Source organism: Bradyrhizobium shewense (assembly GCF_900094605.1).
Taxonomy (GTDB): domain Bacteria; phylum Pseudomonadota; class Alphaproteobacteria; order Rhizobiales; family Xanthobacteraceae; genus Bradyrhizobium; species Bradyrhizobium shewense.
The window spans coordinates 180,589-204,195 of record NZ_FMAI01000008.1 but is presented as its reverse complement, the minus strand read 5'-3'; the positions used below and the strand labels follow the sequence as shown (position 1 = coordinate 204,195).

General features: G+C 64.5%; 19 protein-coding genes and 1 tRNA gene. 16 read left to right on the top strand and 4 right to left on the bottom strand.

Going from position 1 to position 23,607, the window contains the following annotated elements:
• Positions 1 to 116 precede the first annotated feature (116 nt).
• Positions 117 to 1,253 (bottom strand): alpha-hydroxy acid oxidase, encoded by a 1,137-nt coding sequence (locus tag GA0061098_RS17630; RefSeq protein ID WP_028140522.1) that lies wholly within the window; start codon positions 1,251 to 1,253, stop codon positions 117 to 119.
• A 116-nt stretch (positions 1,254 to 1,369) separates the two neighbouring features.
• Here GA0061098_RS17630 and GA0061098_RS45035 point away from each other — a divergent pair, with 116 nt between their 5' ends.
• From GA0061098_RS45035 to GA0061098_RS17570, 12 genes are all read left to right on the top strand, one after another.
• Positions 1,370 to 1,537, top strand: a complete 168-nt coding sequence (locus tag GA0061098_RS45035; RefSeq protein WP_162832259.1) for a hypothetical protein — start codon at positions 1,370 to 1,372, stop codon at positions 1,535 to 1,537.
• A gap of 220 nt (positions 1,538 to 1,757) precedes the next feature.
• Complete coding sequence (glmM, locus tag GA0061098_RS17620; protein ID WP_091958414.1) at positions 1,758 to 3,101, top strand: phosphoglucosamine mutase; 1,344 nt, start codon at positions 1,758 to 1,760, stop codon at positions 3,099 to 3,101.
• A gap of 252 nt (positions 3,102 to 3,353) precedes the next feature.
• The gene (locus tag GA0061098_RS17615; protein WP_165637428.1) at positions 3,354 to 4,601 is read left to right on the top strand and encodes an MFS transporter; all 1,248 of its coding nucleotides are present in this window, start codon (positions 3,354 to 3,356) and stop codon (positions 4,599 to 4,601) included.
• Between the two features lie 226 nt (positions 4,602 to 4,827).
• A complete protein-coding gene (locus tag GA0061098_RS17610; protein WP_091958410.1) occupies positions 4,828 to 5,655 on the top strand; it encodes an outer membrane protein in 828 nt (275 codons plus the stop codon).
• 168 nt (positions 5,656 to 5,823) lie between these two features.
• Positions 5,824 to 6,633, top strand: a complete 810-nt coding sequence (locus GA0061098_RS17605) for an outer membrane protein (RefSeq protein WP_208610656.1) — start codon at positions 5,824 to 5,826, stop codon at positions 6,631 to 6,633.
• A 74-nt stretch (positions 6,634 to 6,707) separates the two neighbouring features.
• The gene (locus GA0061098_RS17600; protein ID WP_091958407.1) at positions 6,708 to 7,298 is read left to right on the top strand and encodes a glutathione S-transferase family protein; all 591 of its coding nucleotides are present in this window, start codon (positions 6,708 to 6,710) and stop codon (positions 7,296 to 7,298) included.
• A gap of 17 nt (positions 7,299 to 7,315) precedes the next feature.
• Positions 7,316 to 7,780, top strand: coding sequence for a GNAT family N-acetyltransferase (locus tag GA0061098_RS17595; RefSeq protein ID WP_091958825.1), 465 nt, complete (start codon positions 7,316 to 7,318; stop codon positions 7,778 to 7,780).
• A gap of 173 nt (positions 7,781 to 7,953) precedes the next feature.
• Positions 7,954 to 8,145 (top strand): hypothetical protein, encoded by a 192-nt coding sequence (locus GA0061098_RS17590; protein WP_245323399.1) that lies wholly within the window; start codon positions 7,954 to 7,956, stop codon positions 8,143 to 8,145.
• Between the two features lie 81 nt (positions 8,146 to 8,226).
• A complete protein-coding gene (locus GA0061098_RS17585; protein WP_091958401.1) occupies positions 8,227 to 9,399 on the top strand; it encodes a phosphoserine transaminase in 1,173 nt (390 codons plus the stop codon).
• Between the two features lie 154 nt (positions 9,400 to 9,553).
• Positions 9,554 to 11,143 (top strand): phosphoglycerate dehydrogenase, encoded by a 1,590-nt coding sequence (serA, locus tag GA0061098_RS17580; RefSeq protein ID WP_091958398.1) that lies wholly within the window; start codon positions 9,554 to 9,556, stop codon positions 11,141 to 11,143.
• A 251-nt stretch (positions 11,144 to 11,394) separates the two neighbouring features.
• Positions 11,395 to 12,567, top strand: a complete 1,173-nt coding sequence (locus GA0061098_RS17575) for a thiolase family protein (RefSeq protein WP_028140513.1) — start codon at positions 11,395 to 11,397, stop codon at positions 12,565 to 12,567.
• Between the two features lie 247 nt (positions 12,568 to 12,814).
• Positions 12,815 to 14,788, top strand: a complete 1,974-nt coding sequence (locus tag GA0061098_RS17570) for a methyl-accepting chemotaxis protein (protein ID WP_091958394.1) — start codon at positions 12,815 to 12,817, stop codon at positions 14,786 to 14,788.
• A 56-nt stretch (positions 14,789 to 14,844) separates the two neighbouring features.
• Here GA0061098_RS17570 and GA0061098_RS17565 read toward each other — a convergent pair whose 3' ends face one another.
• Positions 14,845 to 18,246, bottom strand: coding sequence for a PAS domain-containing sensor histidine kinase (locus GA0061098_RS17565; RefSeq protein WP_091958391.1), 3,402 nt, complete (start codon positions 18,244 to 18,246; stop codon positions 14,845 to 14,847).
• Positions 18,247 to 18,913: 667 nt separating this feature from the next.
• Between GA0061098_RS17565 and GA0061098_RS17560 the strand changes: the two genes are divergently transcribed.
• Together GA0061098_RS17560 and GA0061098_RS17555 are read left to right on the top strand one after the other, a co-directional pair.
• A complete protein-coding gene (locus GA0061098_RS17560) occupies positions 18,914 to 19,348 on the top strand; it encodes a phasin (protein WP_091958388.1) in 435 nt (144 codons plus the stop codon).
• A gap of 195 nt (positions 19,349 to 19,543) precedes the next feature.
• Positions 19,544 to 19,620 (top strand) — tRNA-His (locus GA0061098_RS17555).
• A 22-nt stretch (positions 19,621 to 19,642) separates the two neighbouring features.
• On the opposite strand, the gene GA0061098_RS17550 is transcribed toward GA0061098_RS17555, so the two are convergent.
• On the bottom strand, positions 19,643 to 20,353 hold the full coding sequence (locus GA0061098_RS17550) for a hypothetical protein (RefSeq protein ID WP_129590880.1): 711 nt from the start codon (positions 20,351 to 20,353) through the stop codon (positions 19,643 to 19,645).
• Positions 20,354 to 20,697: 344 nt separating this feature from the next.
• Between GA0061098_RS17550 and GA0061098_RS17545 the strand changes: the two genes are divergently transcribed.
• Both GA0061098_RS17545 and tenA read left to right on the top strand, forming a co-directional pair.
• The gene (locus GA0061098_RS17545) at positions 20,698 to 21,837 is read left to right on the top strand and encodes a helix-turn-helix transcriptional regulator (RefSeq protein ID WP_091958382.1); all 1,140 of its coding nucleotides are present in this window, start codon (positions 20,698 to 20,700) and stop codon (positions 21,835 to 21,837) included.
• 328 nt (positions 21,838 to 22,165) lie between these two features.
• Positions 22,166 to 22,849, top strand: coding sequence for a thiaminase II (gene tenA, locus GA0061098_RS17540; RefSeq protein WP_091958379.1), 684 nt, complete (start codon positions 22,166 to 22,168; stop codon positions 22,847 to 22,849).
• Positions 22,850 to 23,099: 250 nt separating this feature from the next.
• Here tenA and GA0061098_RS17530 read toward each other — a convergent pair whose 3' ends face one another.
• Positions 23,100 to 23,465, bottom strand: a complete 366-nt coding sequence (locus GA0061098_RS17530; RefSeq protein WP_091958371.1) for a DUF7677 family protein — start codon at positions 23,463 to 23,465, stop codon at positions 23,100 to 23,102.
• Between the last annotated feature and the right edge of the window lie 142 nt (positions 23,466 to 23,607).

The following is a 23,607-nucleotide window of genomic DNA, read 5'->3' as shown; positions in this document are numbered from 1 at the left end:
GCCGTGCCCACGTCTTTCTCACATTCCGCGCACGATGGTGGGCACGCTTCCGCCTTCGCTCGTCGAGCTACGGCGGACAAGTCGCTTTGCCCACCCTACGGCACCGCCGCTGCACCTCACATCGCGATGACATGATCGTCGATCTCGTCGATCCGGTTGACGCCGCACAGGCCCATGGTGGTGAGCAGCTCCTTCTGGATGATGTCGATCGCCTTGGCGACGCCGGCCTGGCCGCCGGCACCCAGGCCGTAGGCATAGGCGCGGCCGAGCATGCAGGACTTTGCGCCGAGCGCAAGCGCGCGCATCACGTCCTGGCCGGAGCGGATGCCGCCGTCGAACATGATCTCCATCCTGTCACCGACCGCATCGGCGATCTCGGGCAGCACCTCGATCGAGGACGGCGCGCCGTCGAGCTGCCGGCCGCCGTGGTTGGAGACGACGAGCGCTTGCGCGCCGGTCTTGGCTGCTTCCTCGGCATCCTCGACGTCGAGGATGCCCTTGATGACGAGCTTGCCCGGCCAGATGCTGCGGACCCACTCGACGTCCTTCCAGTTCAGCGAGGTGTCGAACTGCGAGGCCGTCCATTCGGCGAGGCGATTGAGATCCTCGGTGTTCTTTACGTGGCCGGCGATGTTGCCGAAGGTGCGGCGCTTGCCCTGCAGCACGCCGGAGACCCAGCTGGGCTTGCTGGCGAAATCCAGCAGCTTCGACAACGACCACTCGGGGGGCACCGTCATGCCGTTCTTGATGTCGGCGTGGCGCTGGCCGATCACCTGGAGGTCCACGGTGAGCACCAGCGCGCTGCACTTGGCCGCGATCGCGCGCTGGATCAATTCCTTGATGAAGCCGCGGTCCTTCATGACGTAGAGCTGGAACCAGAACGGCTTCTCGACATTGGCGGCGATGTCCTCGATCGAGCAGATCGACATGGTCGATTGCGTGAACGGGATACCGGCGGCCTGCGCTGCGCGGCAGGCGTAAATTTCGCCGTCGCCATGCTGCATGCCGAGCAGGCCGACGGGCGCGAGCATCAGCGGCATGGTCGAGGGCTCGCCGAGGATCGTGGTCGAAGTGTCGCGCTTGGAGACATCGACCAGGATGCGCTGGCGGAACTTGATCGCCTGCATATCCTCGCGGTTGGCGCGCAGCGTCTCCTCGGCATAGGAGCCGCGGTCGCAATAGTCGAAGAACGCCTTCGGCACGCGGCGCTTATGCAGCGTGCGAAGATCGTCGATACAGGTGATATGTTTCATGATAGTTCCCCGGCCCGTCTTCTACCAAGAGTCTTGCATCGGAAGATTTCGGGGTCATCTAGCATGGTTGGATGCACAGCCAAATCCGTTTGCAGACGGTTTTGCAGGAGGGCGCCATGACGAAGCCGCACGCTGGACCTTCGCCGGAAGAGATCAAGGAGAAGCGTGATCTCGAGGAAGCCCTGGAAGAGGGTCTGGAAGAGACCTTTCCGGGCTCCGATCCCGTCAACGTCACCCAGCCGGCGCCGAGCCGCGGCGATGGCCACGTGAAGCGCAGCGATTAAACGGGTTCCACCCTGTTTCGGCGCCACGGACAGGAAATATAATGTTAACAAGACGTTATCGGAACGGCGGCGCCCCGGTTCCGTAATGATTCATCATATTTTTTGAAGCCAAGTTAGCCTCACAGGCATTATAACAGGCCTAGCAAATCAGGGATGCGGGCCCCGTTCGGGCAGCCCGTGGTTGTAGAGGGGATCCCCTGGTTGTTGCTCGGGGGACGATATGAGTCGCAAATATTTCGGGACGGACGGGATTCGGGGCCGCGCCAACGGACTGATCACGCCGGAGCTCGCGCTCAAGGTCGGCCAGGCCGCAGGCCTTGCGTTTCAGCGCGGTGACCACCGCCACCGGGTCGTGATCGGCAAGGACACCCGCCTGTCCGGCTACATGATCGAATACGCGATGGTCGCCGGCTTCACCTCGGTCGGCATGGATGTGCTGCTGGTTGGCCCGATGCCGACGCCGGCAGTTGCGATGCTGACCAAGTCGATGCGCGCCGATCTCGGCGTCATGATCTCGGCCTCGCACAATCTGTTCGAGGACAACGGCATCAAGCTGTTCGGCCCGCAGGGCTTCAAGCTCTCCGACGACGTCGAGAGGCAGATCGAGCAACTGCTCGATGAGCCCATCGACAAGCGGCTGGCACAAAGCGCGAGCCTCGGCCGCGCCCGTCGTATTGACGGCGTGCATGACCGCTACATCGAATTCGCCAAGCGCACGCTGCCGCGCGACCTCTCGCTCGACGGCCTGCGCGTCGTGATCGATTGCGCCAATGGCGCCGCCTACAAGGTGGTGCCGGAAGCGCTGTGGGAGTTGGGCGCCGACGTCGTGCCGATCGGCGTCGAGCCCGACGGCTTCAACATCAACAAGGATTGCGGCTCGACCTCGCCCGAAGCACTGTCGCGGAAGGTGCGCGAGATGCGCGCCGACATCGGCATCGCGCTCGACGGCGACGCCGATCGCGTCATCCTGGTCGACGAGCGCGGTCATGTCGTCGACGGCGACCAGTTGCTCGCGGTGATCGCGCAGAGCTGGAAGGAAGACGGCCGCCTGTCGCGTCCCGGCATCGTCGCCACCGTGATGTCCAATCTCGGGCTCGAGCGCTTCCTGAAAGGGCAGGGGCTCGATCTGGTGCGCACGCCGGTCGGCGACCGCTACGTGCTCGAGCAGATGCTGAACGGCGGCTACAATCTCGGCGGCGAGCAGTCGGGCCACATCATCCTGTCCGACTACGCCACCACCGGCGACGGTTTTGTCGCTGCGCTGCAGGTGCTGGCGGTGGTGCAGAAGCTGCGCCGCCCCGTGTCGGAAGTCTGCCACCGCTTCGATCCGCTGCCGCAGATCCTCAAGAACGTCCGCCACAAGGGCGGCAAGCCGCTCGACAATTCCGACGTCAAGTCGGCGATCTCCGACGGCGAGAAACGGCTCAACGGCCACGGCCGCCTCCTGATCCGCTCCTCCGGCACCGAGCCGGTGATCCGCGTCATGGGCGAGGGCGAAGACCGCATCCTGGTCGAGGACGTCGTCGACACCATCGTCTTCGCGCTCGGCCAGGCCGCGGCCTGAGCTCTCTTCCTTCTCCCCCTGTGGGAGAAGGTGGCGCGAAGCGCCGGATGAGGGGTTCTCTCGACTCGCAATACTTTTCGTGAAGACAGATACCCCTCACCCGTCTCGCCGCTAACGCGGCGAGCCACCCTCTCCCACAAGGGGAGAGGGTAAGACACACGCATCCCAGCCATTTGCGATTGGCGGTGGTTCCACCGCGCGTTGCATCGTACCTACGAGGTCGCGGCAATCTGCCGCGCCGGGACCGCTGCATTGAACAAATCTGTCGTCGTCTCAGAGGAAACGCTGACCGAGCCCGTCGTCGTGGCTGACGTGGCACCCGCGGCCAAAGCGGCCGGGCCGGCCTATGTCGTGCTCGCCGGCATCAGCTTCTCACACTTCCTCAACGACACCATGCAGTCGCTGATCGCCTCGGTGTATCCGATCCTGAAGGACACCTACGCGCTCGACTTCGCGCAGATCGGCATGATCACGCTCGCGTTTCAGTTCACGGCCTCGCTGCTGCAGCCGGTGGTCGGGCATTATACCGACAAGAAAGCGCAGCCTTATTCGCTGGCGATCGGCATGGCCTCGACCTTCTTCGGCCTCTTGCTGCTCAGTGCCGCGCACCAATATCTCGTCATCCTCGTCGCCGCCGCGCTGGTCGGTCTCGGCTCGGCGGTGTTTCACCCCGAATCCGCGCGCATCGCGCGGCTCGCCTCCGGCGGCCGCTACGGGTTTGCGCAATCGGTGTTCCAGCTCGGCGGCAGTTTCGGCACCTCGATGGGGCCGGTGCTGGCGGCGCTGATCGTGGTGCCGTTCGGGCAGGGCAGCATCGCCTGGTTCTCCTCGATCGCCTTCCTCGCGATCCTCATCCTCTGGCGCATCGGCCGCTGGTATGCGCCGCAGATCAAGGCGAAGAAGATGGCGGCGGTTCAGGCCCATCCCGAGGCGCCGAGCTCGCGCCGCGTCGCCGTTGCGCTGCTCGTGCTGGTCGCGCTGCTGTTTTCAAAACAGCTCTATGTCTCGAGCCTGTCGAGCTATTACATCTTCTACCTGATCGACCGGTTCGGCGTGTCGACGCAGGCAGCGCAGATCTATCTCTTCATCTTCCTCGCGGCGAATGCGGTCGGCGCGTTTCTGGGCGGTCCCTTGGGCGATCGCTTCGGCCGCAAGATCGTGATCTGGATCTCGATCCTGGGCGCGCTGCCGTTCACGCTGGCGCTGCCCTATGCCGGGCTCGTCGGCAGCGCCGTGCTGTCAGTCATTATCGGCCTGATCATCTCCTCGACGACGTCGTCGATCATCGTGTTCGCGCAGGAGCTGGTGCCGCACAGATTCGGCATGATCTCCGGCGTGTTCTTCGGCGTTGCGTTCGGCATCGGGGGCCTGGGCGCCGCCGTGCTCGGCAAGCTCGCCGACCACACCTCGATCGAGTTCGTCTACCAGGTCTGCGCCTACCTGCCGGCGATCGGCCTGCTTGCGGTGTTCCTGCCCAAGCTGCCGCGGCACGCGCGTTAACGGATTCTCTCCCGCTGCACTGCGGCTTTACACATCGTTAGCAATTGCGGCGTGAGGCGCTGCAATTTTGCAACGCTTCTCGTCCGTGCGCGCGAGCAGTCAGGAAAAATCAACCTTAAAAATTAGGGTTAAGTGGCGCTTAAACATTTGCTGGCATCGTCCGCTCCGTGAGTTTCCAGAACGTGAGGCCTGCGTATTTGCCTCACCGGCCAAAAGGACGAAGCCAATGCGTAGCGTTAAGTCTCTCCTTGCCGCGGGTGCGGCAACCCTGATCTCGTCGATGGCGTTCGCCGCCGATATGCCGATCGCGGCGCCCCCTCCCATGTACGCGCCGCCGGCTCCGCCCGCGGACTTCGGCGGCTGGTATCTGCGCGGCGACATCGGCATGACCAACCAGAGCGCCAAGCGCATCGATAGCGCCCTGCCGGCCGGCTATTCCAAGACGACGGAGGGGCTCGGCTTCGACTCGGCGGGGCTGTTCGATCTCGGCGTCGGCTATCGCTTCAACAACTGGTTCCGCGCCGACGTGATCGGCCAGTACCGTGGCAAATCCAATCTGCACGGCAGCGACAACGTCGTTGGACCCGGCTTCGTCGGCGTCAACAACTACAGCGGCAGCAAGTCCGAGTGGGTCGTGATGGCCAACGCCTATGTCGACCTCGGCACCTGGTGGTGCATCACCCCGTTCATCGGCGCCGGTGTCGGCGGCTCCTACAACAAGATCAGCGGCTTCCGCGACGATGGCGTGTCCTACAACCCGCTGCTCAACAACAGCGTTGCCTACTTCGCCGATAACGGAAAGTGGAACCTCGCCTGGGCCGCTCACGCCGGTCTCGCCTACAAGGTCAATCCCGGATTCACCGTCGAACTGGCCTACAGCTACATGAACCTCGGCGACGCCGCGCCCGGCAATTACCGCCTGTTCGACAACAGCGCCTCCGGCCCGACCTCGATCAAGGTCAAAGAGCTCACCTCGCACGACATCAAGCTCGGCGTGCGCTGGGATCTCAGCAGCCCGCCGGTCTACGCGCCGCCGCTCGTCACCAAGGGCTGATCGACACTTCGATCGGTTAGGACTTCTTAACGGCGCGGGATCATCCCGCGCCGTTTTGCTTTGCGCATTTTTCATGGCGAGTAGCGATGAAGGCGCCCGACGCAACCATTGGTTAAGGTTAACGAGCCATGATCACGGGTGAAAGTTCGAGTTCGATGGAGCGTTGCGATGCGTGGGCTTTTGTTGGCGGCGGCGATGTTGGGGACGGTGTCTGCCGCGCATGCGGCCGATATGCCCGATCTTCCCATCCTGCGCGGCAGCTTCACCGACGGTCTCACCCGGTCCAGCGTCAACTGGCAAGGCTTCTATGTCGGCGGGCAGGGTGGCCACGGATCATCCGATGAGAATTTCAACGGGTCGACCAGCAATATGATGGCGGCGCTGCTCGCAGACACCCTGATCGAGCAGGAGATGCAGGTCTCGCAATGGAATCTCGGCCTCGGAAAGGCCTCTCAGCGCAGCAGCGGATATGGTGCTTTCGTGGGCTACAATGCCCAATGGGACGATGTCGTGATCGGCCTGGAGGCCAGTTACCTGCACGGTAAGTTCGGCGGATCGACCACTGCCAGCGAAGCTCGCAGCAATACGCTGTCCGACGGCAACGTGCACTCGGTGACGGCGAGCTCGACGGCCTCGATCGCGATCAAGGACATGGCAACGTTTCGCGGCCGGGCCGGTTATGCATGGGGATGCTTCCTGCCCTACGTGTTCGGCGGGCTCGCGCTCGGCAATGCCGATATCGTCCGCACGGTGAGCGCTCAGGATTTCGTGACGCCTGCCGGCGTTCTTCTGGGGCCGGTTTCCGCGAGCGAGGCGCAGCACAATCATCTGATCTACGGCTACAGCGGGGGGCTGGGCGTAGACGTCAACCTCGTCGGCGGTCTCTTTATGCGCGCCGAGTGGGAATACATTCGCTTCACTTCCCAGGTCGACACCAGTATCAACACCGTCCGCGCCGGCCTCGGCTACAAGTTCTGACGCAGCCGCGTACGCCGCGGTTGACAGCTCCGCGCCGTCCTGATGCTCTGTCGCTCCAACGCGGGGCGGCAGCGATGAAGATCTACGGCGACAGCAATTCCGGCAATTGCCTGAAGGTGAAGTGGGTCTGCGTCAAGCTCGCATTGCCGTACCAATGGATCGAGATCGACACGCGCAAGGGCGAGACGCGCACGCCGCAATTCCTTGAGATGAACGGCGCCGGCCAGGTGCCCACCGTCGCATTCGACGACGGCCGCACGCTGGCGCAGTCCAATGCCATCATCCGCTATCTCGCCCGCGACAGCGCGCTCGTCCCGCGCGACGCCTTCATTGCGGCCAAGATGGACGAATGGCTGTTCTGGGAACAGTACAGCCACGAGCCCTACATCGCGGTGTGCCGCTTCCTCCTCGTTTATCTCGGCAAGGACGCATCCGAGCTCGACCCCGAAAAGGTCAAGCGCGGCTATGCAGCGCTCGACCGCATGGAGCAGCATCTTTCGGCCGGCCGCTTCTTCGCCGGTGAAGAGGTTTCGCTCGCGGACGTCTCGCTGCTCGCCTATACCCGCGTGGCGCATGAAGGCGGCTTCGATCTCGGCCGCTATGCCGCCCTCCGCCGCTGGATCGGCGAGGTCGAAGCGTTTCTCGGCCTCCCGCCGGCGCGCTGAGGTTGGAGTTGCCTGACATGAACGCCGAATCCGTCTCCATTCGCCGCGCGCGCCGCGACGACGTTTCAGCGATCGTGGCGATGCTCGCCGACGATCATCTCGGCCGCGCGCGCGAGCGCGTCGAGGATCCGTTGCCTGCCGCCTATTACGATGCCTTCGCGCGCGTCGAGCGCGATCCGAACCTCACGCTCGTGGTTGCCGAGAGCGAGGGCAGGGTGGTCGGCTGCCTGCAACTCGCGATCCTGCCGGGCATCAGCTCGCAAGGCGGCGTGCGCGGCCTGCTGGAAGACGTTCGCGTTGCTTCGGATTGTCGCAGCCGCGGCATCGGCGAGCGGTTGGTGCAATGGGCGATCGCGGAAGCGAAAGCGCGCGGCTGCAGTCTGATCGAGTTGCTGACGCACGCGAGCCGCGTCGATGCGCAGCGCTTCTACAAGCGGCTCGGATTCGCGGCGAGCCACGTCGGTATGACTGTCCGCTTTTGAGGCAGCTCCTCGCGAGCCTTGCTCGATCAGCGAATTCGGATCGCGCGTTTGTTCATATTAACAGCTGATAAACTACCCAGCCGTCGTTCACGTTGATCCGGGAACGAACGGTGCTACGGCAGCTTCAGACACCGGGCTCTGTCGGTTCGGGGATTTCGATGACAAGCTATTCAATGATCAAGGTCGGCAACGATTACGTCGTGCAGGCCAATGACAAGTGCATTTTGAAAGTCGCCAGCCGCCGCAGAGCCGCGCAATTGATCAGCGAGGCCACGGACTTGCTGAATGCGCTCGCGGTCGTCGAATCCCCTGATATCGCACCGGAAGCACCATCACGCCGCCGTGAGACGCCGGAACTTCCTTGACGACTCTTCCTGTTTCCCGTATCAGCCGCGGCGGGACACCTCCCCCCAACGGGAGGCTGACTATCTGGAAGGGTAGATATTATGACTGTAGCGAAGCCCGCTTCGCGGCCGAACGTGCCGCATTTCTCCTCCGGCCCCTGCGCCAAGCGCCCCGGCTGGAACGCCCAAAATCTCAAGGACGCAGCACTCGGCCGGTCGCATCGCGCGAAGGTCGGCAAGACCAAGCTCAAGCTCGCGATCGATCTCACGCGCGAAGTGCTCGAAGTGCCCGCCGATTATCGCATCGGCATCGTGCCAGCCTCCGATACCGGCGCAGTCGAGATGGCGCTCTGGTCGCTGCTCGGTGCGCGCCCCGTCACCACGCTCGCCTGGGAATCCTTCGGCGAGGGTTGGGTCAGCGACATCGTCAAGGAATTGAAGCTCAAGGACGTCACCAAGCTGAATGCGGCTTACGGTGAGATCCCCGACCTCTCCAAGGTCGATCCCAAGAGCGACGTCGTCTTCACCTGGAACGGCACCACGTCAGGCGTGCGTGTGCCGAACGCGGACTGGATCAGCGCGACCCGCGAAGGCCTGACCATCTGCGACGCCACCTCGGCCGCGTTTGCGCAGCCGCTGGACTGGGCCAAGCTCGATGTCGTCACCTTCTCCTGGCAGAAGGCGCTCGGCGGCGAAGCCGCGCACGGCATGCTGATCCTGTCGCCCCGTGCGGTGGAACGGCTGGAAACCTATAAGCCGGCCTGGCCGCTGCCGAAGATCTTCCGCATGACCAAGGGCGGCAAGATCAACGAAGGCATCTTCGTCGGCGAGACCATCAACACGCCGTCGATGCTCTGCGTCGAGGATTATCTCGATGCGCTGAACTGGGCCAAGTCGATCGGCGGCCTCAAGGCGCTGATCGCGCGTGCCGATGCCAACACCAAGGTGCTCGCCGACTGGAAGGCGAAGACGCCGTGGATCGACTTCCTGGCCAAGGACGCTTCGATCCGCTCCAACACCTCGGTGTGCCTGAAGTTCACAGATCCCGCGATCACCTCGCTGTCCGAGGACGCGCAGGCGGAGTTCTCGAAGAAGTTGGTCGCGCTGATCGAGAAGGAAGGCGCCGGCTACGACTTCGCGTATTATCGCGATGCGCCGGCCGGCCTGCGCATCTGGTGCGGCGCCACCGTCGAGGCCAAGGACGTCGAACTGCTGACGCAGTGGATCGACTGGGCTTTTGCCGAGACCAAGGCCACGCTCGCCAAGGCGGCGTAATTCGCTCCAACTCATTCCCGTCATGGCCGGGCTTGACCCGGCCATCCATCGATCAAGAGAGATGGATCCGCGGGGTTCTGGCGCGAAGACGCGCTTCGCGCTTAAGCCCGCGGATGACGTTCCGTAAACGCAGCACGCACCACGGATCATTCCCATGACCAAACCCAAAGTTCTCATTTCCGACGCGCTCTCGCCCGCTGCCGTGCAGATATTCAAAGATCGCGGCGTCGAGGTCGACTTCCAGCCCAATCTCGGCAAGGACAAGGACAAGCTCGCCGAGATCATCGGCAATTACGACGGCCTTGCGATCCGCTCCGCGACGAAGGCGACCGCAAAGATTCTCGACAAGGCGACCAACCTCAAGGTGATCGGCCGCGCCGGCATCGGCGTCGACAACGTCGAGATCCCCGCCGCCACGGCCAAGGGCATCATCGTGATGAACACGCCGTTCGGCAATTCGATCACGACCGCCGAGCATGCCGTCACCCTGATGCTGGCGCTCGCGCGCGAGATCCCGCAGGCCGACGCCTCGACCCAGGCCGGCAAGTGGGAGAAGAACCGCTTCATGGGCGTCGAGATCACCGGCAAGGTGCTCGGCGTCGTCGGCTGCGGCAACATCGGCTCGATCGTCGCTGACCGCGCGCTCGGCCTGCGCATGAAGGTGATCGCGTTCGATCCGTTCCTGTCGCCGGAGCGCGCCAAGGACATCGGCGTCGAGAAGGTCGAGCTCGACGACCTGCTCAAGCGCGCCGATTTCATCACGCTGCACACGCCGCTGACCGAGAAGACGAAGAACATCATCGACGCTCCCGCAATCGCCAAGATGAAGAAGGGCGTGCGCCTGATCAACTGCGCGCGCGGCGGTCTCGTCGACGAGCAAGCGGTGGTCGATGCGCTCAATTCCAAGCACATCGCCGGCGCCGCGTTCGACGTCTTCGTCGAGGAGCCCGCGAACGCCAACGTGCTGTTCGGCCATCCCAACGTGATCTGCACGCCGCATCTCGGCGCCTCCACCACCGAAGCGCAGGAGAACGTCGCGCTCCAGGTCGCCGAGCAGATGTCGGATTACCTGCTCACCGGCGCGATCTCGAACGCGGTCAACTTCCCCTCGATCACGGCGGAAGAAGCGCCGAAGCTGAAGCCGTTCATCTCGCTCGCCGAGAAGCTCGGTTCGTTCGCCGGCCAGCTCACCGAGACCGGCATCCTCAAGGTCGAGATCACCTATGAGGGCCACGTCGCCGAGATGAAGATCAAGGCGATCACCTCCGCCGTGCTGTCGGGCCTGCTGCGGCCGATGCTGGGCGAGGTCAACGTGGTGTCCGCGCCCGTCGTCGCCAAGGAGCGCGGCATGGTGGTGGACGAGATCGTGCGCGCCGCCCAGAGCGACTATGAGAGCCTGATCACCGTGACGGTCGCGACCGAACGCCAGGAGCGCTCGGTCTCCGGCACCGTCTATCACGACGGCAAGCCGCGCCTGGTCGACATCAAGGGCATCCGCGTCGACGCCGAGTTCGGCAAGTCGATGATCTATGTCACCAACGAGGACAAGCCGGGCTTCATCGGCAGTTTCGCTGGCCTGCTGGGCGACGCCAAGATCAACATCGCGACCTTCCATCTCGGCCGCGTCGAGCAGGGCGGCGACGCTATCGCGCTGGTCGAGGTCGATGGCGCGGTCCCGGCGGACGTGCTCGCCAAGGTGCAGGCCCTGCCGCAGGTCAAGCAGGTCAAGGCGCTGACGTTCTGAGTTACGGTCATTCCGGGGCTCGCGAAGCGAGAACTCCGGTGCGCACCTGAGAATCTCGAGATTCCGGGTTCGATGCTTCGCATCGCCCCGGAATGACGAGCATCATATTCCGACCCGCGGAACAACGCCGCCTCCGTCACCGGAGGCGGCGTTTTTATTTTCCGCAGCCTTCAAACTTTGTGTACCAATGGCGCCAGGACAACTCGTTCAAAGAGCGCTCCGTTCAAAATCGCTCGACAAGGGAGAAACACATGCGTGAAGCCGTCATCGTTTCCTATGCGCGCACGGGCCTCGCAAAATCCGGCCGCGGCGGGTTCAACATCACGCCGCCGATGTCGCTCGCGGCGCACGCCATCCAGCATGCGGTGAAGCGCGCCGGCGTCGACAAGGACTATGTCGAGGACTGCTATCTCGGCAATTGCGCCCATGGCGCGCCCAACATCGGCCGCCAGGCCGCGCTGCTCGCCGGACTGCCGAAGACCACCGCCGGCGTCTCGGTGAACCGGTTCTGCTCCTCGGGACTGCAGACGATCGCGATGGCCGCCAACTCGATCCGCTCGGACGGCGCCGACTGCATCGTCGCCGGCGGGGTCGAGAGCATCTCGATGCCGGGCGGCGGCACGCCGAAGGAATCGATCGATCCTGAATTGCTCAAGGTCGCGCCCGACATCTTCATGGCGATGATCGACACCGCCGACATCGTCGCCGAGCGCTACAAGCTTAGCCGTGAATACCAGGACGAGTTCTCGCTGGAATCGCAGCGCCGCATGGCGGCGTCGCAGCAGGCAGGCAAGTACAAGGACGAGATCGTCCCGATGAAGACCAAGATGAAGGTCGTCGACAAGGCGACCAAGGCGGAGAGCATCGTCGACTACGTCGTCGATCGCGACGAGTGCAACCGGCCCGAGACCACGATGGAAGGTCTCGCCAAGCTCGAGCCGGTGAAGGGTCCCGGCAAGTTCGTCACCGCCGGCAATGCCAGCCAGCTCTCGGACGGCGCCGCCGCCGTGGTGCTGATGGAAGCCAAGGACGCCGAGAAGCGCGGCCTGAAGCCGCTCGGCCGCTTCGTCGCCTGGGCGACCGCGGGCTGCGAGCCCGACGAAATGGGCATCGGCCCGGTGTTCGCGATCCCGAAGCTGCTCAAGCGCACCGGCCTCAAGGTCGACGACATCGATCTCTGGGAGCTCAACGAAGCCTTCGCCAGCCAGTGCTTGTACTGCCGCGACCAGCTCGGCATCGATCCCGCCAAGTACAACGTCAACGGCGGCTCGATCGCGATCGGCCATCCCTTCGGCATGACCGGCGCCCGTCTCACCGGCCACCTGCTGCAGGAAGGCGCGCGCCGCAAGGCCAAGTGGGGCGTGGTGACGATGTGCATCGGCGGCGGCCAGGGCGGCGCCGGCCTGTTCGAGATCTACAGCTGATCCGGACCGCCAAAGTCACTTGAAGACATGACAGCACGGCGCTACGAGCGCCGTGTTTTTTTGTCTGCGCCTATGCATCTCACCGTGCATAACATGGCCAGGATAAACCGGCGTTGGGACTTTGTTACCTCTCGTATGACGTGTATCGTGAATAAGTACGTATTCGTACGTGCCGGTAAATTAACGGAAGTTTCCCAGCCCTGACGTTTCATACTCGCATCAGCGACAACCGATTTTTGAAGCCAAGATGCGATTTCTCTCCCTTCGTCTTACCCACAAGATCACCGCGATCGGCGTCATCGGCGTCATCGGTGTCGTCCTGATCGGCGGCATCCATCTGTATGGCGAGAACGCGATGGCGTTCTATCGGGGCGCCGCCGAGAACGCGCGCACCATCTTCGAGCTGAATAACAAGATCGCCGTCGAGCTGCTCGAGGGACGCCGCGCCGAGAAGGACTTCCTCTTGCGCAGCGAGCCGGCCAAGGCGCAGCGCCAGGCCGAGATCAGCCAGCAGGTCTCGCTCGATATCGAGAAGCTTCGCGCCAGGATTTCAGGGCTCGGCAAGCCCGAGCTGGTCGCGAGGATCGACGCGATGACCGCATCGCTGAAAACCTATCAGACCCGTTTCGCCGCGGTGGTCGAGCAGAGACAGCGGCTCGGGCTCGACGAAAAGTCCGGTCTCGAAGGCCGCTTGCGGGCCTCGGTCCACGACATCGAGACCAAGGTCGGCGAGCTCCGGAATCCGTCGCTCAAAGTGACCATGCTGATGATGCGAAGGCACGAGAAGGACTTCATGCTGCGTCGCGACGCCAGATACGGCGACGACATGAAAAAGCGCGCGGCGGAGTTTGTGGCCGGCCTCGACGAGCCCTCCATTCCCGGCGATGCGAAGGCCGAGTTGCGCCAGAAGCTCGCCGACTACCAGCGTGATTTCTTCGCCTGGATGGAGACCGCGCTGACTCTGGCGACTGAACTGAAAGCAATGTCGGAGGCCTTCTCCGCGGTCGAGCCCGTCATCGAGCAGGTGTCGCAAGCGGTCGACCAGATCCGCGCCGAAGCCGACCGGCTGAACGATGCCCAGCGCGACAGCATCCAGTGGTGGATCGGCGTTGCGATCGCGCTGATCGCATCCGGCGTGCTCGGCCTCGGCATCTTCATCGGCCGCTCGGTCTCCAAGCCGCTATCGGCCATGCGCGCGGCGATGATCGAGCTCGCCAACGGAAATTTCGCCATCGTGCTGCCAGGGCTCGGCCGTCCCGACGAGATCGGCGAGATCGCGCAGGCCGTCGAGACGTTCAAGGTCAATGCCGAGCGCAAGGCGCAGGAAGAGGCGGAAGAGAAGATCAGGCAGGACAAGCTCGCCGCCGAGCGCCGGCGTGCCGACATGATCAGGATGGCCGACGATTTCGAAGGCGCGATCGGCGAGATCGTCGAGACCGTGTCGTCTGCCGCCAACGAGCTCGAGGCGTCGGCGACGTCGCTGACCACCACCGCGAGCCGCTCGACCGAGCTTGCCACCTTGGTCGAGGCCGCTTCCGAAGAGGCCGCGACCAACGTTCAGTCGGTGGCCTCCGCGGCGGAGGAGCTGACCGCCTCGGTCCACGAGATCAGCCGCCAGGTGCAGGCCTCCGCACGCATGGCCGGCGAAGCCGTCAGCCAGGCCGGGCAGACCAACGACCGCGTCAGCGAATTGTCGAAGGCGGCCGCGCGCATCGGCGACGTGGTCGAGCTCATCAGCGCCATCGCGGGTCAGACCAATTTGCTGGCGCTGAACGCCACCATCGAGGCCGCGCGTGCCGGCGAAGCCGGGCGCGGTTTTGCCGTGGTGGCCTCGGAAGTGAAGGCGCTGGCCGAGCAGACCGCGAAGGCCACCGGCGACATCGGTCAGCAGATCTCCAGCATCCAGGTTGCGACCGAGGATTCGGTCGGCGCCATCAAGACCATCGGCGGCACCATCGAGCGGCTGTCCGAGATCTCCTCCACCATCGCCGCCGCCGTGGAAGAGCAGGGCGCCGCGAGCGGCGAGATATCGCGCAACGTCCAGAACGCGGCCGCCGGCACCACGCAGGTGAGCGCCAACATCAGCAGCGTGCGCCAGGGCGCGACCGAGACCGGATCTGCCTCCTCGCAGGTGCTCTCCGCAGCGCAGTCGCTGTCGAACGACAGCAGCCGGCTGAAGATCGAGGTGAGCAGGTTCTTGGACACGGTGCGCGCGGCGTGATGCCCCCGTGTCGTCATGCCCGGACAAGCCGGGGCATGACGAGCTTGCGGTGACTGCTACGCCCCCGCCACCACCGGTGCGAACACCACTTCGATCAGCGTGCCGGAATTCCCCGCGCTCTTGATGTTGAAGCGGGCGCGGTTGGCCTCGACCAGGGCCTTGGTGAGCGACAGGCTCAGCGCCGAATTGTCCGCGGCGTCCCCCGGCGGCGGGGTGCGGAACGGCTCCATCGCGGCGGCGACTTCGCGCTCGGAGAGGCCATGGCCGGTGTCGCGAATGCGCAGCGCGATCTCGCCGCGGTCGGACAGCGCGGTGGAGACGATGACCTGGCCGCCGGCGCTGGCGAGCCGGATCGAGTTCGAGATCAGATTCATGGTGATCTGCCGCATCGCGCGCGCGTCAGCCGTGACCTGCGGCAGCGCATGCGCGAGCGAGGTGCGGATGATGATGCGCTCGCGATTGGCCTGCGGCTGCATCACGGTCACGCAGGCTTCGACGAGGTCGTTGAGGCTGAGGTTGGCGAAATTGAGATCGAGCTTGCCGGTCTCGATCCGCGACAGCTCCAGCAGATCGTCGATGATCGCGATGACGCGCTCGCCGGAGGCGCGGATGTCCTTCATGTATTCGCCGTAGCGCTCGTTGCCGAGCGTGCCGAAGCGTTCGGAGATCATCACCTCGGCAAAGCCGATGATGGCGTTGAGCGGCGTGCGGATCTCGTGGCTGATCCGCGCCAGCATGTCGGCCTTGGCGTTGGCCGCACTGTGGACGAGGTGGCGGGCCTGCGTCAGCTCGTTCTCGCCTTTCTTGCTCTGCGACAAGTCGCGGAACACGGCGAAGAAGTTCGGGCCGTCCGGCCGCGTGCGGCCCATGATCATCGCGAGCGGAAGGACGCCGCCCTTCTTCTCGCGTCCCAGCACCTCGCGGCCGTGGTCCAGCAGGCTCGAAATGTCCTGGCTCTTGAGGCTTTCGAGATAGTCGGCGACGATCTGCCGGCTCTCCGGCGCGAATAGCGTTGTCAGATTTTGCTCGAGCAGCTCGGTGCCGTCATAGCCGAACAGCGCCTCCGCGCTGCGGTTGCAGGCGTGGATGTTGCCTTCGGCATCGAACATGACGATGCCCTCAGCGGTGGTGTCGAGGATCGCGGCGAGATCCTCGGCATCGGCATCGCCGGCCGCGGATTCGAGCTCGGGCGCGTAGGGGAAGGATTCGGCGACGATGGGCTCGACGACGATGGTCTCTGCGATCACGGGCGCCGCGACGATGGGCGCCTGCGGCAGTGCGCAGATCAGCGCATGCGCGCTCTCGCCGTCCCAGTCGATCGTGTGCAGATGCGCTCCGGTGGTGGCAAGCGGCTGCTCGCCGTTCGCGAGAGTCGCGCTGATCGTAACCGGCGTACCGGCTTGCGAGGTGCTGCTGGCCGAGGACACGCCCGGCTCGACATAGAGCGCATCGAGCCCGCCGGCATTCTCCAGCGCGTTGATGCCGGCATAGCCCATGCGCGCGAGGAAGGCAGGGTTGGCATAGAGCAGGCGGTCGAGCCGGTAGATCAGGATGCCCGTCGGCAACAGGTCGAGCAGGGTGCGGTCGCGCGCGCTGGCGCCGCGTGCCGGCGTCGCGGGCTCGGTCAGCCATTCGGCCGGCGCGTTGGGCGGCGCGGGCTCCGGCGCCGGCGGCTCGGTGGTGATCTCCGCCACAGGCTCGGAAGCTTCTGCCGCGATCGTCTCGCGCTCGCGTTCGAGTCGTTCGGACAATTGCCGCGCGAGCTCATTGAACGCGCTGTTCTCGACCGGCGTCAGCGTCGGCGATCTCTGATCACTGGGTGATCTGACATCGCCGTGCGGGCGGAACGGCACGACATTCGGAGGGGTTTCGACTGGCGTTTCCACGGAAATGTCCGGATCGGTTGGATGTGAATTCGCGTCGCTGGTGGGTTCGGGCAGTTCAGGTTCGGATGTTGGCTCGGGTTCGGCTGCGGGCGGCTCGATCGGCGGAGGCGGCGCCTCCGCGACCGGCTCGGCCTCGGGCTCCGGCGCGACCAGCTCGGCCGACGGGCCGTGCTGCGCCGGCGGTTCGACCACCGTCTCGAAGCGCCTAAGTGCTTCCAGGCGGTTGAGGCCGTCGAGATCGCGGCAGACGCCAAAGCCCTTGAAGCCGGCAAAGTTGCGCTCGCGGTCGTAGACCGGCAGCCCCGCGAGCTCGACCGCTAGACGCTCGCCGCCGTCAGCCGGCCAGTTCACGGTGATCCCGGCCCAGGTGTCGTGGCGCGCAAGCGCCTCCGCGACGCGCCCCTCAGGATCGAGCGAAAAGTCCTCGGCGATCTCGCGCCAAGGGCGGCCGAAGCCGGCGGCGGTGCGCGCGCCGATCAGGCGGATGAATTCGTCGGAGAGAAGCACAAAGCGGCCCTCTGCATCCATCTGCCAGAGGAAGCGCAGCGGATGCTGACGCGGTGCGGGCGGCTCTTGGCCCGACGAATCCCGGCCAGACGATTGCTGGCTCGACGACGGCTCGACCATGCCGGGAGTGATCGGCGCAGCCTGCGGCGAGACGATGGCTTGATGCGGGTTTTCAACCGGAGTCTTTGGCGCGACGTCGGCGGTCTGGTCCGGGGTTTCGCGAGCTGGTTCTCGAACAGGCTCGTCGGCCTCGACCGGCTCGGCGAACGCATCGAACAACGAGATCCCGGCCGATCCGTCCTGCGACGGTGGCGGCTCGCACGGAATGGCCGCGGCCTGCTGCGAAGGTTCGGCCGGCGCCTCGTTTGCGGTTTCCAACGTGCTCTCGGGCACGGCCGCCGCGGGCGCAGCCTGCGTGGCCGGCTCGATCAGCGCGATCAGGCCGACATCGGCGCCGCTGCCGACCCGTTGCAGCACCATCTGGCCGATGCCGATCGGCGTTTCAACGCGGCCCGCGCGAAGCGCATCGCTGCGCGCCTGTTCGAGCCCGGCCTCGCCGAGATCGCGAAAGCCGAGCAGGGAGCGGGCGGCTTCGCTGGCGCCGACGAACAGGCCGTCGGGTGCGAACGCCGCCATTGGCATCTTCGCGCCCTCGACCAGGCGATGCAGCCGCTCGACCAGCGGCATGGTGCGCAAGGTCGGGTCCATCGCGGTGACGAGCACGGCGTGTCCGCCATCGGCGAAGTCGAGCCGGGCGCAGGCGCAGGTCATCAGCGTGCCGAGCCGGGCGCCGAAGCCGCGCAGCCGTTCGAGCCGCACGGTGCCGCTCGCCGGCAGCTGCCGGGCGAGCCGGGCGACCTGGCGGCGATGGCCGTCCGCTGGGCCAAAAATCCGCTCCGCGAGCGTTGCGCCATTGGCCGCGCCGAACAGTTTTGCGCCGACCGGATTGGCCCACAGCACGCGCGCGCCGTCGGTGGACCACAGCCAGGTCGCGAGCGGCGAGGTCGCATGCACGGCCAGCCGGGGATCGCCCACACCTCGCAACTGGAAATCCGAACTCGTCATCCGACCGGCTGTGTCTCACGCTTGAAGCTGGCGGCTGCCGGGAATGACAGCCTTAAGAAAGGGTTAGTATCGCCCGCGCCCGCGGGCAGGTCCACGGCCCCGGTCCCCGGCGGCGGCCCTAAGCCGCGATAACCTTAATCAGCCCGAACCCGCAAGCCGCCGCCCGGTTCATCCAAGGGATTCGAAGAGAGGCACAGGCCGCGCGGCATCAAAGGTCCCCATCCTCCCCTGGGAGGGGGAGGATCGGTTCGCATGAAGCGAAGCGAAATGCGAGCCGAGGTGGGGTGACAGTCTCTCCACATCGCACACTGCCCGAGGGGAGAGATCACCCCACCCGCTCGCGCTACGCGCGATCGACCCTCCCCCTCCAGGGGAGGGTAAGAAAGACCCGCCGGGCAAACCACCCACCCCCTTACCTCAACCCCCGGTTCCCCCAACCCGGAACCTCGCCCTAACCGAGATTAAATTATCGCGCCGCACCCTATGGCTGCATTGCGCTGCACAATGTTGACATGATAGGCAGCCATAATGCTGGGCGCTGGGCGAGCCATCTCTTTGTTTCGCGTTTCCAGTCTTTCGTACCCGCTCAATGTGTGACGGCCCAGACCGGGGGCCGGCGGGCGCGCCAGAAGGCTCACTCCATTTTTCATTATCGTGAGGGACAACCATGACAGGTGCGACTGATCCGTTTTCTGCCTCGATCATTCCGTTCGAGGTGCCCGAGCAGATGCGTGCGTTCGCCGAAAAGGGCGTGTCGCAGGCCCGCGAGAGCTACGCCAAGTTCAAGGACGCCGCCGAAACCCACAACGGCACCGTCGAGGCCGTGTTCACCTCCGCCAGCAAGGGCGCGAGCGAGTACACCGCCAAGCTGGTCGAATTCATGAAGGCCAACAGCAACGCCCAGCTGGACTTCGCCCAGCAGCTGTTCGGCCTGAAGTCGCCGGCCGAAGCGATGGAGCTGTGGACCGGCCACACCCGCACCCAGCTCGAGACCTTCCAGTCTCAGGCCAAGGAGCTGGTCGAGCTGACCCAGCGCGTCGCCGCCGAGACCGCCGAGCCGATCAAGGCCAGCGCCTCGAAGTTCTACAAGCCCGCCGCCTGATCCGGCCGGCTGGTTCTCGATAACAAACCCGGGCCGCGAGGCCCGGGTTTTGCTTTGGAAATAACGTCGCTTAGGGGACGATTTGGGGGTCTTGCGGCCTTGCCAAAAACGCCCGTTGCACCTAGTTTCCGCCCCGTCCAGCCCCCTCGGTGACCGGCCCTTGTCAGGGCGTCCCAAGGCGCGGCTCGCCAGGATGCAGTTGTAGCTCAGTTGGTTAGAGCGCCTGTCTGTGGAACAGGAGGTCGGTGGTTCGAGCCCACCCAACTGTACCAGCTCTCTTTAGATTACGGACGATCATCGACGCTTCAGTCGGCCCAACAGCACGACATGCTCCAGATGTTCGGCGTCATCGTTGGAAGCCTCCGGATCGTGGTTCGAACGCAAAACCTGGCTGAGCGTGTAACAGCGGTCATCTCGTGCTTCGATCCTGCCGAGCTGAAAGCAGACAATTGCGGCATGCGGATGCCCCAAATTTTCGTCCATCAATTCCACAGCGAGCGCGGCCGCAGCGGCCCAGTCGGGCACGCGGCGAAGCACATCCAGCAAGCTCACGCGCAAGTCGACGGTCAGAGGACGGCCGGCAAGATAGCGACTCGCAATCTTTCGTAACCCGCGCGCAATGTCCGGGAGATTGCAGTCATCCGCATCCCCTGCCGCGCACAGCGTGGAGTCGAATGCCCGCTCGAAATCCTCCCGCGCGAGCTCGATCGCGGCGCGGAGCAGAAAGCGGGACGATCGCCGCGAAAATTGAGGAAGCTCGCATAGCGCTGCATACTTCTCCGTCTGAACAAACAGGCGGTCGCACTCGTCTCCTTTAGCCAGGTCGGCCGCCACGTAGCCGCAGTTCGGACATTCCTGCAGCCAGCGGCCCATGGTGGACGGCATCATTCCCGAACGTAGATCGAGATCCCTGACGCCGAGCTGGCTGGAGCGCGAAAGGCCCAATTGCTCCGATGTCTCCCCGCAGCAGAAACACCGCACGTCTTCTTTGCGGTCGTTGGTCATGGCGCGGCCGAGTGCAGGTTGAACACAGCCTCGCCGCTTAGGCGCGGCCGCATCACGGCGTGAGGCAATACGAATAGCGATGTCATTGAAAGGACTTCCAGCCAGCGGCTTTTATCCAATAGACCTCGCCAGACCGTCGCATGACCCAAACGGGTCTGGTTGGCGGCGCCCGCCCCGAAAATCCCAGGCCGCGCCCGGCCGCTTCGCTCCTGCCGCAACCGACCCCCACAGCTGGCTGTCCGTAGAACTCCGGGGGCAAAAGCCCCGGTAAAAGCGGCCCGGCCGCGCTTGCTGGAAGGGAATCTCGTGTAACCTGAACGGGTTCTCTGATCGATCGGACCCTCATGCCCGCAGCCACCGAGCGTCTCCTCGCCGCCGTCGAAGCGATCTACGATACGGCAGCGAGCCCGTCATTGTGGCCATCCGCACTTGGCAAGATCGCGGACTGCTTCGAAGACGCCGGCGCGATCCTGCAATGGCGGAGGGACGACGGGGCGTTCGGAGCCATCGCCTCCGAAAGCCTCGGGCCGGCGCTCGGCGACTATGGGGAGCGTTGGGGGCAGCACGATTTCAAGGCCGAGCGGTGTGTCTCGGCCGGCCTTTACGTCAGCGGCGAGCCCTTCACCGACCGGCACATCGGCCCGATCGACGATTCCTACCTCAACCATCCGTTCAGCACGGACTTCCTTGCAAGGCACGGCTTGGGCTGGTTCGGATCGATAGGCGTGTCGCCCGACCCGCGGATCATCGTGGCGCTCAGCGTGCAGCGCGCGTTCGCCAAGCCGCAATTCTCCGACGCCGAGCTGGACCTCATCGCGACGCTCGGGCGCCATGCAGAGAAATCGCTGCGCCTGTCGATCAGGCTGCTTGATACCGAGTTGGCCAATCTCGGCCTTGGCGACGCCCTCGCGCGGGTCGGCATCGGCGTGTTCGCGCTGGACTGGTCGGCGCGCCTGCTGTTCGCCAATCCGGTCGGCGAAAGTCTTGTCGGCGAGGTGTTCGACCTCGCGAACGATCGTCTGCTTGTTCGCATGGCGGCGAGCCGGGCTCCATTCGAGACCGCAATGACGCGCACGCTTCGCGCCGAGGCGCGCGACCTGCTGGCCGAGCCGAGACCCATTCTCGTGGAGTCGAGTGCAACAGGCCGGCGCTTCGTCATCTACCTGCTCCCGATCACCGCCGGCGCACTTTCAGACGACCACTTCCTGACCCGCACGCGAGCGATCGTGCTCGCGATCGAGCAGAAATCTGCCGAGCCTCCGGATCCCGCCATCGTGCGAGACGTCCTGGGCTTGACGCTCGGGGAAGCCAGGATCGCCTCGCTGGTGGGCTCGGGCGTTCCGCCGAAACAGGCTGCAGGCCGGCTCGGAATTGCCGAAGACACCGCGCGCAACGTGCTGAAGCGCGTATTCCAAAAGCTCGGCATATCCAGGCAAAGCGAACTCGCGGCGCTGCTCGGCCGGCTCGTGTTGCGAGGGCCTTGAAGCAGCGGCATGGCATGCGGTGCACCCATCGACCCCAATGAACGGATATAGCGGGGAAGAAAATCGGGGGCGTTGGAATCGCCACGAGCGAAGCGGAACCGGCTGATGCCGAGTGCAATCAGCGCGGCCGGCGATGCTGCTTGCTCCAGCAGCGCGATGGTGCGAATTGTGGTGACAGTGCACCAAACATTCGACACGGGGAGGGCCCTCTCCGCAACGCCGCTCAAAGCCAATCTTGTGCGCGGTCACCGTAGCTCGTCGGTTCGCAATGCGATATCGGTAGCGAGCTAAAGATTTTCATGGACAAGCAACCCGGGCGAAAAAGATCGTGAGTTTCTTCGAGCGTCTCAAGACAGCAGCATCCGTTGAGTGGCGGGCCTACACCGAACATCCCTTCACGAACGGATTGGCAGACGGCTCGCTCCCCCAAGCGGCGTTTCGTCACTATCTCGTTCAGGACTATTTGTTCCTCATCGAGTTTGCCCGCGCCTACGCGCTCGCGGTCTACAAGTCGCCCAGCCTTGCCGACATGCGCGAGGCCGCGGCCGGCCTGTCGGCCATCCTCGATGTCGAGATGAACCTGCATGTGAAGCTCTGTGCCGATTGGGGTCTATCCCCGGCTGACCTTGAACAGGCCCCCCCGGCGGCCGAGATGCTGGCCTATACACGCTACGTGCTCGACGCTGGAATGCGCGGCGATCTGCTGGCACTCAAGGTGGCGCTTGCTCCCTGTGTGATCGGGTACGCGGAGATCGCAACGCGGCTCGCCTCGCGACCCCATGCGGACGCCGCGACGAACGCCTATCGCGTCTGGATCGCCGAGTACGCCGGCGTGCCGTACCAGGAGGTCGCTGCCAAAGCCCGTGCGCACCTCGACCATCTGGCCGATCTCTATGCCACGCCGGCCCGCGAGGCCGAGCTGACTGCGATCTTCAAGGAAGCCACCCGGCTCGAGGCAGACTTCTGGGAGATGGCCTGGCGCGAGGGCCAGCGTGTTGCCGAATTACGGTAACAATGCACGAAACTCCGACGGAGCCGCGCCGCCCCTCACGCGATCACCGCCTTGATCTGCGCCGTATCCGCAAACTCAATCAACTCGGCGATCTTGCCATCCTGAAATCTGAACAGGTCCAGGATCTCGGTGCTGAAAGTCTTTCCGCTCGGATTGTATCGAACGAGAACCCGGGAAAGCGGGAGGTCGAGCCTGCATGCCTATCCGGCGCAAGGGCCGCGGTCGTCTAATTCAGACGGTGCCATTTGCCTCACTTCCGTACGCCCGCCGTCGACCAAGGCTTCGGATCTTCTCTCGGTGGTGGTCCATTGAGTTCGAGCTCCCAGGACTCAAATGGCGGACTCACTTGGAACCCGCGGTCGCAATAGCTCCGGATCCATTGGGCGGCACGGTGCTCCGCATACTTCGCGTTAACGGGCATACCCTGCTGATCAAACTCGATGACGTTCGCAAAGATCGCATAGGCCTGCTCCATCAAGCTCGGCTCTGCTAACATTACCTGGCGATATTCGATCCCTTCGAGAAGAGGATGCCCGACGGAGCCAGCAGCAATCCAATAGCTGAAGTTACGTAACGCTCCCGAGAAGGCGGCGCTTAGCTTTGAAGGATGATTCATGTTCGAACACCATAAAGTAGCAAGTGAGCCAAGCTCCGCCGTCGAATCAATGCACGGCATTACGGTGACAGTGCACCAAACCAGATCCCGGAGGCGTGCCATGAGGCCATTGACGAAGGCCAATTTTATGCCTGCCACCCTA

Coding starts and splice junctions, on each gene's coding strand:
- GA0061098_RS17575 (WP_028140513.1), top strand. CDS start 11,395: ATGCGTGAAGCCGTCATCGTTTCCTATGCGCGCACGGGCCTCGCAAAA.
- GA0061098_RS17600 (WP_091958407.1), top strand. CDS start 6,708: ATGAAGATCTACGGCGACAGCAATTCCGGCAATTGCCTGAAGGTGAAG.
- GA0061098_RS17630 (WP_028140522.1), bottom strand. CDS start 1,253: ATGAAACATATCACCTGTATCGACGATCTTCGCACGCTGCATAAGCGC.
- GA0061098_RS17605 (WP_208610656.1), top strand. CDS start 5,824: ATGCGTGGGCTTTTGTTGGCGGCGGCGATGTTGGGGACGGTGTCTGCC.
- GA0061098_RS45035 (WP_162832259.1), top strand. CDS start 1,370: ATGACGAAGCCGCACGCTGGACCTTCGCCGGAAGAGATCAAGGAGAAG.
- GA0061098_RS17545 (WP_091958382.1), top strand. CDS start 20,698: ATGCCCGCAGCCACCGAGCGTCTCCTCGCCGCCGTCGAAGCGATCTAC.
- serA (WP_091958398.1), top strand. CDS start 9,554: ATGACCAAACCCAAAGTTCTCATTTCCGACGCGCTCTCGCCCGCTGCC.
- GA0061098_RS17530 (WP_091958371.1), bottom strand. CDS start 23,465: ATGAATCATCCTTCAAAGCTAAGCGCCGCCTTCTCGGGAGCGTTACGT.
- GA0061098_RS17565 (WP_091958391.1), bottom strand. CDS start 18,246: ATGACGAGTTCGGATTTCCAGTTGCGAGGTGTGGGCGATCCCCGGCTG.
- glmM (WP_091958414.1), top strand. CDS start 1,758: ATGAGTCGCAAATATTTCGGGACGGACGGGATTCGGGGCCGCGCCAAC.
- GA0061098_RS17590 (WP_245323399.1), top strand. CDS start 7,954: ATGATCAAGGTCGGCAACGATTACGTCGTGCAGGCCAATGACAAGTGC.
- GA0061098_RS17610 (WP_091958410.1), top strand. CDS start 4,828: ATGCGTAGCGTTAAGTCTCTCCTTGCCGCGGGTGCGGCAACCCTGATC.
- GA0061098_RS17560 (WP_091958388.1), top strand. CDS start 18,914: ATGACAGGTGCGACTGATCCGTTTTCTGCCTCGATCATTCCGTTCGAG.
- GA0061098_RS17550 (WP_129590880.1), bottom strand. CDS start 20,353: ATGACCAACGACCGCAAAGAAGACGTGCGGTGTTTCTGCTGCGGGGAG.
- GA0061098_RS17570 (WP_091958394.1), top strand. CDS start 12,815: ATGCGATTTCTCTCCCTTCGTCTTACCCACAAGATCACCGCGATCGGC.
- GA0061098_RS17595 (WP_091958825.1), top strand. CDS start 7,316: ATGAACGCCGAATCCGTCTCCATTCGCCGCGCGCGCCGCGACGACGTT.
- GA0061098_RS17585 (WP_091958401.1), top strand. CDS start 8,227: ATGACTGTAGCGAAGCCCGCTTCGCGGCCGAACGTGCCGCATTTCTCC.